Raw genomic sequence first — 13,590 nt, 5'->3', positions numbered from 1 at the left:
CCACCCGGCCCTTCCCTCATCTCCCCCCGTCCCTCAGGGAGTTCAGCCATGCCCACATCCGTCGGACGCGTCGCCGTCGCGGGCGTTTCCTCCGCATTCCTCCTGGTCTCCGTCACCGCTTGCGGCGGTGGTTCCACGGCCGCCACCGGTTCCGCCGACAAGCTCCCGGCCGCCCCCGCCGCCCAGCGCCTGGCCGGCGTCTGCCCGAAGACGGTCGTCGTCCAGGTCGACTGGGAGCCCGAGGCCGAACACGGCCCGCTCTATCACCTCGTCGGCCCCGGCTACAGCGTCGACAGCGACAAGAAGCGGGTCACCGGCCCGCTGGTCATCGGTGGCAAGGACACCGGCGTCGACATCCAGATCAGGGCCGGCGGCTCCGCCATCGGCTACCAGAGCGTCCCCTCGCAGATGTACGTCGACAAGAGCATCACCCTCGGCACGGTCACCACCGACGTGGCCATCTCGGCCTCCGCCAAGCAGCCGGTCACGGCCGTGGCGGCGCTGATGAAGAAGAGCCCGCAGGTTTTGATGTGGGACCCCGCGACCCACCCCGACTGGAAGTCGATCGCCGACATCGGCAAGACGAACGCCAAGGTCGTCTACGTGGACGGCAGCACCTATGCCTCGCTGCTGGTCTCCAAGGGACTCATCAAGAAGAGCCAGCTGGACGGGAGTTACGACGGCGCGCCCGCCCGCTTCGTCGCCAACCCCGGCATCGCCCAGCAGGGCTTCGCCACCGCCGAGCCATACATCTACCAGCACGAGGTGGCCGCCTGGAAGAAGCCGATCAAGTACCAGCTGCTCTCCGACGTCGGCTTCACCGTCTACCCGGAGCCCCTGTCCGTGCGCAGCGGCGAACTGACGTCACTGAGCCCCTGCCTGAAGAAACTCGTCCCCGTCCTGCAGCAGTCCGCCGCCGACTTCGCGGCCGAGCCGTCGAGCACCGTCAAGCTCATCAGCGACCTGGTCCAGCAGTACAACACCGGCTGGGTCTACTCCGAGGGCACCGGCGCCTTCGCCGCACAGCAGATGGTCAAGCTCGGCATCCTCGGGAACGAATCCGACGGCAGCGTCGGCGGCTTCGACATGAAGCGCGTCGCCTCGGTCCTGAAGACCTTCACCCCGCTCGTCGAGCAGAGCGGCGCCAAGGTCGAACCGGGCCTGACGGCGCAGGACCTGGCGACCGACGAGTTCACCGACCCCTCGATCGGACTGAAGCGATGACGACCACCGACCTGACCGCCCGCACCGAACTCGTCGCCGACCAAAACTGCAGGTCTGCCAGCGGTGCGACGGGCCGTCAGCCGACCCCCGGCATCGAGGAGTTCTGCGCCGAAGCCGCCGCACTCCTCGGCCCCGACGGCGTCATCCGCGACCCCGCCGCACGGGAGAAGGCCTCCTGCGACTGGGCCCATATGTCGCCCATCCTCGCGGCGAAACTCCCCGCGGGCCACGCCGAGGCCGTCCTGCGCCCCACCGCGCACGAGCAGATCCCCGGCCTCCTCGCCCTGGCCCACCAGCACCGCATCCCCCTCACCCCGCGCGGCAAGGGCACCGGCAACTACGGCCAGGCGATCCCGCTGTACGACGGTGTGGTGCTCGATCTCACCGGCTGCGGCCGCATCCTCGACGCGGGCGACGGCTGGATCCGCGCCGAGGCCGGGGCAAAGATGTCCGACCTGGAGGCCCACGCCCGCACCCTCGGCCAGGAGCTGTGGATGTTCCCCTCCACCTTCGGCACCACGCTCGGCGGCTTCCTCTCCGGCGGCAGCGGCGGCACCGGCTCCCTCGTGCACAAGACCAACAGCGACGGCTTCGTACGGGAGTTGACGGTGGCGCCCTGCACGACCGACGCCACCCCCTTCACCGTCCAGGACGCGGACGCGCTGCCGTACATCCACGCCTACGGCACCACCGGCATCATCACCACCGCCACCGTACGGCTCCAACGGGCCCGCACCTGGACGGGGTTGTTCGCCGCCTTCCCCGACTGGACCTCCGCCACCGCCGCGCTCGAGGCACTCGTCCACCTCGAACCGGCGCCGCGCCTGGCCTCGTTGGACGAGGCCGGCCTCGTCCGCGTCTTCCCGCCCGATCCCGCACTGGCCCCCACGGCCCTGAACCTGCGCGCGATCCTCGAGGAGGAGGCCGCCGACCAGGCACGGGAGATCGTCAGCTCGTACGGCGGAGAAGTCCTCGACGTCCGGCCCGCGCCGGACGGCCCCGCCCTGATCAGCTCGCTGTCCTTCAACCACCCCACCTACCACCTGATGAAGGCCGAAGAGGGCTGGTTCCACCTGGAGATCCGCGGCGACGTCCTGCTCGGCGACACCACCGAGATCAAGCAGGTCTTCCCGGACACCCTGCTTCACCTGGAAGGCATGCGCTCGGGCACGGTCGGCATGCTGATGGCCCGCTACCAGGGCGAGCAGAGCGTCTACGACGGCATCGCCGCCCTGGAGACCCTGGGCGTCGGCGTGCACAGCCCGCACAACTGGCACGTCGACCGCCGCCTGGACCTGGTCCGGGACACGGCCCGCACCGCCGACCCGCTCGGCCTGCTCAACCCCGGCAAGATTCCCGCCCCTTCGCAGGAGACGCCGTGACCTTCACCCGCTTCATCGACCTCAGCGGCCCGGAGATCGAACGGTTCGGCGCGGACACCGTCGCCGTGCTGCCCGTCGGCGCGATCGAACAGCACGGCCCCCATCTGCCGGTCGCCACCGACCACTACATGGCCGAGGCCGTCGCCGAAGGCGCCGCCCGGCTGGCGGGGGAGAGCTGCGACATCACGCTGCTGCCGGGCCTCGCCTACACCAAGTCCGACGAACACGCCTGGTCCCCGGGCACGTTGTGGCTCACCGCCCGCACCCTGCTGTCCGTCGTCGACGACATCGGCCGCTCCCTGGCCGCCGGCCCCGTGCGACGGCTCGCCTTCCTCAACGCGCACGGCGGCAACAGCGCCCTGCTCGGCGTCGCCCTGCGTGAACTGCGCACCCGCCACGGCCTGCGCACCTTCCTGCTGCACGCCTCCCTCCCCGCCGACCAGGGCGGCGCCTCCCCGGCCACGGAACTCGGCATGGGCGTACACGGCGGCCTCAAGGAGACCTCCGCCATGCTCCATCTCCGCCCGGACCTGGTCGACATGAGCCAGGCCCGCCGCGCCGTCCCCGAACACCTCACCGCCTACGAGCACATCGGCTTCGGCAAACCGGTGTCCTTCGGCTGGACCAGCGACGACTTCGCCACCGGCACCGGCGTCGTCGGCGACCCCACCGGCGCCACCCCGGAACTGGGCCGCAAACTCCTCGACGCCTCCATCGCCGCGGCCGCCGCCGCCCTGCGCGAATGCGCGCGCTTCAGGCCCGACCGCCCCGTGTCCTCCTAGGGAGCCCGCCATGGCCAACCCCCCGCTGCACACCCCGCTGCGCGACATCACCGCCCACCACATCACCGCCGGCGACACCGTCAAGCTGGCCGTCCTCACCGGCCCCCGGGACGGCTCGCCCACCACCGTCGTCTTCGAGGTGTGGGAGCCGGGCGGCGCCCAGCCCCTGAACTGGCACCCCGAGTCCGTCGAGACCTTCGTCGTGCTCGCCGGCCACGGCCGTGCCGCCAGCGACGAGCACGAGCGCGACCTCGCCCCCGGTGACGTCCTGGTCCTGCCCACCGGCTCCAAGCACCGCATCGTCAACACCTCCGCCACCGAACGCCTCTACACCCTCACCGTGATGGCCCCCGACGAAGGCTTCGCCGACCTCATCGAACGCGGGCCGCTCGCCACGCTGGACGAGCAGGACCTGGCCGTGCTGCGCGCGGGAACATCGTGACCGTGGATCTTCTCGACGCCTTCTGGGCATACGAACGGGCCCTGGCCGCCAACGACGTGGCGGCCCTGGACCACTGGTTCCTGGACGCACCCGACACCCTGCGGGCCGAGGGCGACACCGTGCTGGTGGGCCGCGCCGCCATCGCCGACTTCCGGCGGGGCAGGGGCGGGGCTCCGGCGCGGGTGGTCGAGCGGGTGCACGTGGTCCGGCCGGCACCGCAGGTCGCCGTCGTCACGGCCGAGACGCTGCGGCCGGACGGGACGCGCGGGCTGCAGACGCAGGTGTGGCAACACACCTACGCCGGGTGGCGGATCGCCGCCGCGCACGTCAGCGCCGTGTCCGCACCCGCGCCGGACGACCGCCCGGATCCGGCGGTGTGGCGGGTGGCCGGCCCGCTGGTGGCGTCCACCGGGAAGGGCCCGCTGGCGCACGTCCGCCTCGCCGTGAAGGATCTGTTCGCCGTGGCGGGACAGCGCGTCGGCGCCGGAAACCCGACGTGGCTGGCGCAGGCCCGTACCGAAGAGGCGCACGCGCAGGCCCTGCGACGCCTGCTGGAGGCGGGTGCCGAACTCACCGGCATCGCCCAGACCGACGAACTCGCCTTCAGCCTCGCCGGGACCAACGCGCACTACGGAACCCCCGTCAACCCCGCCGCACCCGGCCGGATCACCGGCGGCTCCAGCAGTGGCCCGGCCGCCGCCGTGGCCCGCGGCTGGGCGGACCTGGCGCTGGCCACCGACACGGCAGGATCGATCCGCGTCCCCGCCTCCTACTGCGGCCTGTACGGCTGGCGGCCCACGCACGGGACAACTCCCGCCGCAGGCCTGCTGGCCCTGGCGCCCTCCTTCGACACCGCAGGACTCCTGGCCCGCGACCCCGCCCTGCTGAGGACAGCGGCCGAAGAACTGCTGACCGCCGCCGGGACACCCCTGCCGGTCACCGAACTCGTGGTGGACGAGGACCTGGTGGCACTCGCCGAACCCGAGGTCCGCGCCTCCTTCAGGGCCGCCTGCCGCGCGTTGCTCCCGCCTGTGACGACAACGGCCACCGGGGTGGCCGAGCACCTGGACGACTGGTTCGCCGCCTTCCGCACGGTCCAGGCCGCCGAGGCCTGGCAGCAGCACGGCACCTGGATCACCGCACACCCCGGCGCGCTCGCCCCGGACGTCGCCGCACGCTTCGACAACGGCCGCCGGGTGACCGAGGCCGAACGGGCGCAGGCGGAAGAGACCCTGGCGGACGCGCGGAAGGTGCTGGACGCCGTACTCGCACCCGGCACCGCCCTGCTGCTGCCCGCCACCAGCGGCCCGGCCCCCCGTGTCGACGCGCCGCCCGAGGAGGTGGAGGCCGTACGCGCCGCCACTCTCCGCCTGACCTGCCTCGCCTCACTGGCCGGGCTGCCGGCGGTCGTCGCCCCGCTGCTGCGCGTGCGGTCACTGCCCGTGGGTCTGTGCGCGCTGGGCGGCCGGGGGAGCGACCGCGCCCTGCTGGACCTCACCACCGGATGGAGGAGCCCCGCACATGCCTGAGGCCCGGGGCCTGATCGGGCCCAACCCCCGCAACGCCTGGAGAGTCGACGGCAAGACCGTCGTCCTCGCCCGCCCGCACCGGCAACCGCGCCCGGTCACCGTCGAGGCGCTGCCGCAGCGGGTGACCGCCGACCTGGCCGCCACCGCGGTGATCGTCGTCGACATGCAGAACGACTTCTGCTCTCCGAACGGCTGGCTGGCCTCCATCGGCGTGGACGTGACCCCCGCCCGCGCCCCGGTCCCCGTCCTCGCCGGCCTGCTGCCGGCGCTGCGCGCCGCCGGCGTTCCCGTGATCTGGCTCAACTGGGGCAACCGCTCCGACCGGGCCAACCTCCCGCCCGGCGTGCTGCACGTCTACGACCCCGACGGCACCGGCGCCGGCATCGGTGCCCCGCGGCCGGGCGGCCGGGTGCTGGAGCAGGACAGCCCCTCGGCCGCGATCGTCGCGGGGCTGGAGACGGCGGACGGTGACCTGTACGTCTCGAAGTACCGGATGAGCGGCTTCCAGGACACCGTCCTGGACAGCGTGCTGCGCAACCTGCGCGTCGACACCCTGCTGTTCACCGGCGTCAACGCCGACCAGTGCGTCCTGGCCACGCTCATGGACGCCGCGAACCTCGGCTACGACGTCCTCATGGTCCAGGACGCGGTGGCCACCACCTCACCCGCCTACTGCATGGACGCCACGCTCTACAACGTCCGCCAGTGCTTCGGCTTCACCCTCACCGCCGAAGCCCTGAAGGAGGCCCTGAAGGAGGCCCCGGAGTGAAGCTCCTCCAGCCCGGAGCCGGCCCGCTCGACGGCGAGCACTACCTGCCCGCCGACCCTGCCCGGGTGCACTGGGGCCTGCTGCCCAATGCCACCGCGAAACCGGTGCTGACCATCCGCTCGGGCGAGACCGTCACCTTCGACACCATCAGCCATGAGGGCATCCTCGAAGACCAGGGCCGCGACCCGGCCGCCTTCTTCGGCGCGGCCGGCATCCTGACGAGCGATCTGCTGTACGACACCGTCGAACTGGCCGCCTCCGCACGCGAACACCTGCCGCAGACACAGGGCCCGCACGTCGTCACCGGCCCCGTGGCCCTGCACGGTGCACGGCCCGGCGACGTCCTGGAGGCCGAGATCCTCACGCTGCACCGCCGTGCGCCGTACGGCGTGATCAGCAACCGGCACGGCAAGGGCGCCCTGCCCGGCGAATACCCGCAGACCCCCGCGGGCCGGCCTGCCAGCTTCGTCGCGACGGTCGCGGAAGACGGCCGGGGCCGTCTCCCGGTCGGTGACGGCCGCCAACTCGCCTTCCCGCTGCGGCCCTTCCTCGGCATCATGGGGGTCGCTCCGGCCACCGAATCCGCCGTCCACTCCGTCCCACCGGGCCCGCACGGCGGGAACATCGACGTCCGCCACCTCGGCACCGGCGCCCGCCTCTTCCTCCCCGTCCAGGTCCCCGACGCCCTCTTCTACGTCGGCGACCCGCACTTCTCCCAGGGCGACGGCGAAGTCGCCCTCACCGCCTTCGAAGCCCCGCTGCGCGCCACGCTCCGCCTCACCGTCCACAGCGACCCGGCCACCCGCTCCCTGGCCGCCCGCCTGCGCGCCCCCTTCGCGGAAACCCCGACCGAGCACATCGTCCTGGGCCTGGACCACGACCTCGACGAGGCCCTGCGCAACGCCGTACGCGACGCGCTGACGCTGCTGACAGACCGGTTCGGCATCCCCGGCCCGGTCGGCCTCGCCTACCTGAGCGCGGCGGCCGACTTCCATGTCTCCCAGGTGGTGGACATCGTCAAAGGGGTCCACGGCCGGATCTCCAAGGCGGATCTGCCGGGCTGAACCCGGCGTATAGCCTGACTCGTCTGCCGCCAACTGCGGCTTTGCCTGGGAAAGGGCCTATGACCTGTGGCGGAGGCTCCTTTCGGTCTTTCGGGGGCTTGCCGCGTTACGCGGCTGAAAGTCCCTCGGAAGTCCCTCAGACAGGGCTGAAAGTCCCTGAAAAGTCCCTAGCGCAGAGGAGCAGGCCACGCCTCTCAGCTGGTTCGGATTGATCGGACATACAGTTGTTGATCTGCCCGCGGCTCTGCAACTGCCGTGCTGGCGCAAGGGGGGCCCGGTGGACAACCGGTGGACAGGCGTGCGTGACACTCCATCAGGCACCCATGCTGCTCCTAGGGCGATGGGTGAAATCCACCCGTCTCCGATGGGACGACAGGGCGTCGTCGGCACTGTCCGGTCCGGACAGGTCTCGCGTCCGACTCGAGTCCTGGCGATGGTTGGCCGTGAATGCACGCAGTGGCCGCCAGGGATGAGGACGCGAGCACCGGCGCCGGCCTGGAATCCTCCTGAGGGGCCCAGTGTGCGGGCTTCCGCGCCGACCCCCCTCAAAGGAGGAGCTCCCCTCCGCTATGTTGGCCCTCGGCCGGCTCGAGGACGGGATAGGGCTGGGATCGTGGGAGGGGTGAGCGGCACGTGGAAGGAATCGCCCGGATTCCGCTGGACGGTGGGGCCTCGGTGCTGATCGAGGCCGCGCCGGAATTCGACGGGCCGGTGAAGGCCGGGAGGATCAGCGATGCTATCCATGACCTTCCGGTGAGTCTGGCAGCGGCCCTTGAACCAGTGACGGACATGTCCCGGACGGTCCTGAGGCAGCTACGAAGGGCCAGCCCTGACGAGATCGAGGTCGAGTTCGGCGTCAATCTGGCTGCACAGGCTGGAGCGGTGATCGCCAAGACTGAGACCAGTTGTCACCTGCGGGTGAAGGTGGTGTGGAAGGGCGACGAATCCGCTCCGGACGCACCCGAAAGTCAGTGAGATATGGCCTCATGGACGTCGTTCCTGTGTCCTCCGGGCATAGTCAAGGGGCAGGTCTGACCACTGCGGTCGCTCAGATCCTGGACGCCGCGGGCCGTACGGTGGGGGCAGGATTCCTGGCCAGCGAGGGCGTGGTCATCACGTGCGCACATGTGGTGGCGGAGGGCGGAGCCGGTCCTGGTGGCGCCGTTCGGCTCGCCTTCCCGCACGTCGGAGGCAGGCCAGAGGCGTACGGGCTGGTGGTCGCGGAAGCGTGGCGGGCCCCCGAGGACGAGGACATCGCCTTGGTGCGGCTGGAGGAGACACCGGCCGGAGTCCCCGCATTGGCGCTGGGCTCGGCTGACGGTTGCCGGGGGCATCGGGTCCGCACGTTCGGCTTCCCCGGTCAGGCACCACCCGATGGCCACTTCGGCTATGGCGTTGCCGGTGACCTTCTGCCCGCCCACGGGCGCTCGTTACTGCAGCTCACGCACGCCAACGACCTGACCACCGGCTTCAGCGGCGCCCCGGTCGTGGACGATGTGACCGGCCTGGTGATCGGCATGCTCAGCGCCATCACCGCGCCCGACACCTTTCTGAGAGGCCAGGGCATCGCCTATGCGACACCCAGCGAAGCCCTGCGAGAGGTCTGGCCGGCACTGGTCGAACGGCAGGTCTGTCCGTATCGGGGGCTGGAACCATTCACGGCCGCGCATGCCGAGTGGTTCCACGGGCGCGACGAGGCGGTCGATCGGGTACTGACCGGCCTAGCCGAGCACCGTCAGACGCTGCTATTGCTCGGGCCTTCGGGGTCGGGGAAGTCTTCCCTGATTCAAGCTGGAGTGCTGCCCGCTCTGGCCACCGGAAGGCTGCCCGGCAGTGACCGCTGGCTGCCCGTCCTCGTGCGCCCAGGGCACGACCTGCTGGCCGAACTCGATCAAGCCGGGTTATCGGGTGCGAACGCTGATGGGATTCTCGCGGGGGTCACCCGCAGGCTGGACACCGACCCCACCTGTGAGCGCATCGTCCTCGTCATCGATCAATTCGAGGAATTGCTCACCCAGCCGGACAGCGAGCGGCAGCTGGACCAGCTCTCAGCCGTGGTCGGCTCGAGCCCTCGGCTCAGCGTGCTCCTGATCATGCGGGACGACTTCTATCCTCTGCTGGCCTCGACGGCCCCGGAGTTGTTGGAAGCCACCGCACCGGGCCTGGTCAACGTGCCGGCCACCTTGAGCGTTCAGGACCTGAGGGCGATCATCACCCGGCCCGCCGAGGCAGCGGGGGCCCGCTTCGAGGACGGTCTGACCGAACGAATCATCGCCGATGTCCTGGCAGGCGACCGCACCGGTCCAACCGCCCGCAGGGCGCCGGCCACATTACTGCCCCCGCTGGCACTGGTACTCAGCCAACTATGGGAGCGACGCCGCAACGGCTTCCTCACCCACGAGGCATACGACGCCATCGGAGAAGTCACCGGAAGCCTGGCCACCTGGTGCAACGCCGCACTGGACCGATTGTCGAGGGCCCAACGGCCCACCGCAAAGCGCATCCTGACGGCGCTGGTGCGGCCTGCCCCGGATTCCCACCTCGTCCCGGCAGTCCGCCAGCAGCTTCCGCTGTCCGTTCTCCGTGACCTTGCTGTGGACATGAACGCTGGCATCCCGTCGGCGGCCTCCGACGTTGATGAAGTGCTGGCCTCGTTGACCCGGTACCGGATCATCACGACGCGTTCGGAACAATCACCTGGTCACCCTGAGTCGACGCCGGGCAAACCGGTGGCCGAACTGATCCATGACACGCTGATCCGTGACTGGCCCGACCTGCGCGCCTGGGTGGCCGAAGACCACGGTTTCCATGACTGGCTGCGCCGCACGAGCGAGCGGCAGGCCAGATGGGCGGAACTGCCCGGTTCCGGAGAACTGCTCACCGGGCGAGATCTGGCGGAGGGCCTGGAGTATTCCCGGCAGCGGGCGTTGCCCCAGGACATCACCGGGTTCCTCCGCAGAAGCCACCGGCACCAACAATCCGCGATTCGCCGCAGTAGACGCCTCAACGCCTTATTGGCATCAGCTCTCGTGCTGGCTCTGATCTCCGCGGGATCCTTCCTGTGGCAGCGGCAAACCGCTGTCACCGCACAGCGAGTCGCGGAGTCCCGCCAACTCGCCGCGCAGTCAAAGGACCTGATCGACAGCAACCCGGATCTGGCCTCGCTCCTTGCCATCCGCGCCTATCAGCGCAGCCATACCACCGAAGCCATAGCCAGCCTCTACGCTGCGGCCGGCCTTCCCCTCCAGCACCGCCTCACCGGCCACAGAGGCGAAGTGAGCGCAGTGGCCTTCAGCTCTGACCGTCGAACGTTGGCCACCGGCGGCGACCGCACGGTCCGCCTCTGGAGCGTGACCGACGGGCGTGCAAAGACCACGCTGACTGGTGCAACTGACCTTGTTCTCTCCCTCGCCTTCAGCCCGGACGGCCGCACCGTGGCCGCGGGCATGAAAGACGGCACGGCACGCTTGTGGGATGTCGCCACCGGGCAAAGCCATGCCCTCATCGCCGACCGTACGGGCAACTCGGTGGAAGCCATCGCGTTCAGCCCAAGGGGTGGGATTCTGGCCACTGGCGGACAGAACGGTAACGTACAGCTGTGGGACGCGCGCTCCGGGCACCTGCGGACAAAACTCACCGGTCACACCGGTCCTGTGCGCACACTGGCGTTCAGCCCCAAGGGCAGAATTCTGGCCACCGGCAGCGGGGACAAGAGCGTGCGGTTGTGGGACCTCGCCAGCCACCAGACGTTGAAGAAGCTCACCGGCCGCGCCGGCATCGTGACGTCGGTCGCCTTCAGCCCCGACGGAAACACCCTGGCCGCCGCTGACGGCAATCGCACACGGTTGTGGGACACGGCCACAGGGAACGCCCGCGCCACCCTGACCGGCCATACCGACCGCGTACTGTCCGTGGCGTTCAGCCCCGACGGCAAGACACTCGCAACCGCCAGCGCCGACACCACGGCACGACTGTGGAATACGGCGAACGATCAGACGCAGATGGTGCTCAGCGGCCACAGCGGCACGGTGGCGTCGGTCGCCTTCAGTCCCGACGGGCGCCACCTCGCCACCGGAAGCACCGATCACACAGCGCGGCTCTGGGCCCTCCCCACCAACAGTGTCCGGAATGTACTGACCGGCCACACCGGCAGCGTACTGTCCGTGGCGTTCAGCCCCGACGGCAAGTCGCTCGCAACCGGCTCCGACCAAGTTCGGCTGTGGGACGTCGCCACGGGCCGCCCTCACAGAGCCACCTTTCCCAGTAAGGCCTCGTCGCTGGTCTTCGCCCCCGACGGACGCACCCTCGCTACCGCCGCCTTCCTCCAACCAGCGCAAGTGTGGAATCTGTCCACCGGCCACGTCCGGGCGACACTCACCGGCCGGGCAAGCGAGGCGATATCAGTGGCGTTCAGTCCCGACGGCAGGACACTCGCAACCGGCTCCGATGACGGAACGACGGGCCTGTGGGACGTAAACACACTCCATACCCGCATCGTCCTCCCAGCTCGCCCGCACAGCGCTGTGGCATCCGTGGCCTTCACCCCCGACGGACGGACCCTCGCCACGGGCAACTCGGATGGCACAACTCAGCTTTGGGACACGGCCTCCGGTAGGCGCAGGTTCACCCTCCCCGGCGGACACAGCAACGTCACCTCGGTGACTTTCAGTCCCGACGGGCACACCCTGGCCACCGGTGACGACGACGGTACGACGTGCCTGTGGGATGTGGCCACGGGACGCGCTCGCACGCAATTTAGCGGCACGAGCACCATCACATCAGTGGCTTTCAGCCCCGATGGGCACACCTTGGCGACCGGCAGCATCGACGGCGCGGTACGGCTGCGGGACCTGCAAACTGGCCAAGTCCGAGTCACCCTCACCGGCCATGAGGGTGCCGTGGACTCGGTCGCCTTCAGCCCGGACGGAGACACCCTGGCGACCGGCAGCGATGACCATACGGCGCGGTTGTGGGAAGTGTCCCTGCCCGACCCATACGAGGCGATACGGATGATCTGTCGAGCCGTGCATCGTGATCTGACGCGGCAGGAACAGTCCGACTACCTGCCAGGTCAGGCGCGCAGCCCCGCCTGCCTGGGCAAGTGAGAGCAGAGCTGGAAGAGAGTAACGAGTACTCAGACAGAGATCTCCCTCCGGTGCGCCGCTGTCACACCGGTGGGGGACAGTTGGAACATCGGTTCAGCTCGGCAGAAGGCGGGGCGTTGAGATCCTCAAGCCGCTGACAACCCAGCCGTGGGGGCGGCGCCGTTCAGTGTGGCTGTGCGACCCAGACGGCAACATCGTCAATCTCTACCAGGAGGCGTGACGACCGGCCCCCACACCTCGCTTCGCTCATTGAGCTTCTTCGAGTTGGCCACCGATCGGGTGACGGGCCGTGAAGCGCAACGAGCGAGGCCCCCGGGCTGTTGATCGAGATGTCTGACGTCTCAATCACGTTGCTCGGGGGCCTCGTTGGTCATCCATGCTGCCGCACTCGACCTGCCGCATGCACTCGTGGAGTGGGTCACCATGCTGCTCATCACCCGTGAGGGCGACCGGCGCTGCAAGCTCCGTCCGTCCCAGCGCGCGATGGTGGCACTGGTGTACCTGCGCGAACACACCATCCTCGCGAAGATCGCCGCCGGGTTCGGGATCAGCGAGTCCACCGCCCACGCCTACACCAGCGCGGTGGATCTGCTGGCCGAACGTGCACCGGGTCTGCTGAAGACGCTGCGCGAGCACGACCCCGACTTCGTCCTGCTCGACGGCACCCTCGCCGACGGCGACCGGGTCGGCGACGGCCGGGACGACTACTCCCACAACCACCGGCGCCACGGCGTGAACGTGCAGGTCGTCACCGACCCCGGAGGCCAGCTGCTGTGGCTCTCGCCCGCCCTGCCGGCCCGCACCGATGACCTGACTGCAGCCCGCACCCACCGGATCATCCGGATCTGCGAGCGCCAAGGCGTTCCCATCCTGGCCGATCTTGCCTACCAGGGCGCCGGCACATGGCTGACCACCGCTATCGAACGCAAGCCCCTGCAGGAACTCACCCCTACCGAGAGGACTCTCAATCAGGCACTGGCCGCAGCGCGAGCACCCGTCGAACGCGGTGTCGCGAGGCTGAAGTCCTGGCGGATCTTCCGCAGGTCCGATGCAGTCCCCATCGCATGACGTCAATCGCCAAGGCCATCCGCACGCTGGAGCGGCAACGCTGAAGAAGCTCATTGTGGGACAGCTTTTAGGCCACCGAACGCCTATGAATGTGTGACGCACATTGCGATGAGTGTCCATATGTTGAACACTCGTAAGTTCGCCTGACGCGTCTGCGCGACGGTGGCGCGCCCCCGTCCCAAGGGAGCAACGCATCCCGGAGGCACGCGGTGTTGGCAGTGTCGT

The 13,590-nt window shown here is 69.8% G+C and carries 10 protein-coding genes and 1 pseudogene; all 11 read left to right on the top strand.

The genetic code is table 11. The features are described 5' to 3' along the window. Positions 1-48: 48 nt before the first annotated feature. Positions 49-1,224: a hypothetical protein gene (locus tag ACFY1U_RS48225; protein ID WP_390700451.1), complete on the top strand. Its 1,176-nt coding sequence runs from the start codon at positions 49-51 to the stop codon at positions 1,222-1,224. Further along, entirely contained in the window at positions 1,221-2,606 is a 1,386-nt protein-coding gene (locus ACFY1U_RS48220; protein ID WP_390700450.1) for an FAD-binding oxidoreductase, read from the top strand. Before ACFY1U_RS48225 ends, ACFY1U_RS48220 begins: the two co-directional genes overlap by 4 nt. Then, positions 2,603-3,388, top strand: a complete 786-nt coding sequence (locus ACFY1U_RS48215) for a creatininase family protein (protein ID WP_390700449.1) — start codon at positions 2,603-2,605, stop codon at positions 3,386-3,388. Before ACFY1U_RS48220 ends, ACFY1U_RS48215 begins: the two co-directional genes overlap by 4 nt. Before the next feature lie 10 nt (positions 3,389-3,398). Next, positions 3,399-3,830 (top strand): cupin domain-containing protein, encoded by a 432-nt coding sequence (locus ACFY1U_RS48210; RefSeq protein WP_390700448.1) that lies wholly within the window; start codon positions 3,399-3,401, stop codon positions 3,828-3,830. Between the two features lie 2 nt (positions 3,831-3,832). Beyond that, complete coding sequence (locus ACFY1U_RS48205) at positions 3,833-5,359, top strand: amidase (protein WP_390700447.1); 1,527 nt, start codon at positions 3,833-3,835, stop codon at positions 5,357-5,359. Then, positions 5,352-6,128, top strand: coding sequence for a cysteine hydrolase family protein (locus tag ACFY1U_RS48200; RefSeq protein ID WP_390700446.1), 777 nt, complete (start codon positions 5,352-5,354; stop codon positions 6,126-6,128). Before ACFY1U_RS48205 ends, ACFY1U_RS48200 begins: the two co-directional genes overlap by 8 nt. Further along, a complete protein-coding gene (locus tag ACFY1U_RS48195) occupies positions 6,125-7,192 on the top strand; it encodes an acetamidase/formamidase family protein (protein WP_390700445.1) in 1,068 nt (355 codons plus the stop codon). Before ACFY1U_RS48200 ends, ACFY1U_RS48195 begins: the two co-directional genes overlap by 4 nt. 633 nt (positions 7,193-7,825) lie before the next feature. Beyond that, a complete protein-coding gene (locus ACFY1U_RS48190; RefSeq protein ID WP_390700444.1) occupies positions 7,826-8,167 on the top strand; it encodes a CU044_2847 family protein in 342 nt (113 codons plus the stop codon). Positions 8,168-8,178: 11 nt separating this feature from the next. Continuing rightward, the gene (locus ACFY1U_RS48185) at positions 8,179-12,297 is read left to right on the top strand and encodes a trypsin-like peptidase domain-containing protein (protein ID WP_390700443.1); all 4,119 of its coding nucleotides are present in this window, start codon (positions 8,179-8,181) and stop codon (positions 12,295-12,297) included. 58 nt (positions 12,298-12,355) lie between these two features. Next, entirely contained in the window at positions 12,356-12,517 is a 162-nt protein-coding gene (locus ACFY1U_RS48180; RefSeq protein ID WP_390700496.1) for a VOC family protein, read from the top strand. A 146-nt stretch (positions 12,518-12,663) separates the two neighbouring features. Beyond that, positions 12,664-13,409: pseudogene (locus ACFY1U_RS48175) on the top strand (transposase family protein). Positions 13,410-13,590 lie beyond the last annotated feature (181 nt).

Source organism: Streptomyces sp. NPDC001351 (genome assembly GCF_042896045.1).
Taxonomy (GTDB): domain Bacteria; phylum Actinomycetota; class Actinomycetes; order Streptomycetales; family Streptomycetaceae; genus Streptomyces.
This window is presented reverse-complemented; position numbering and strand designations above follow the sequence as displayed.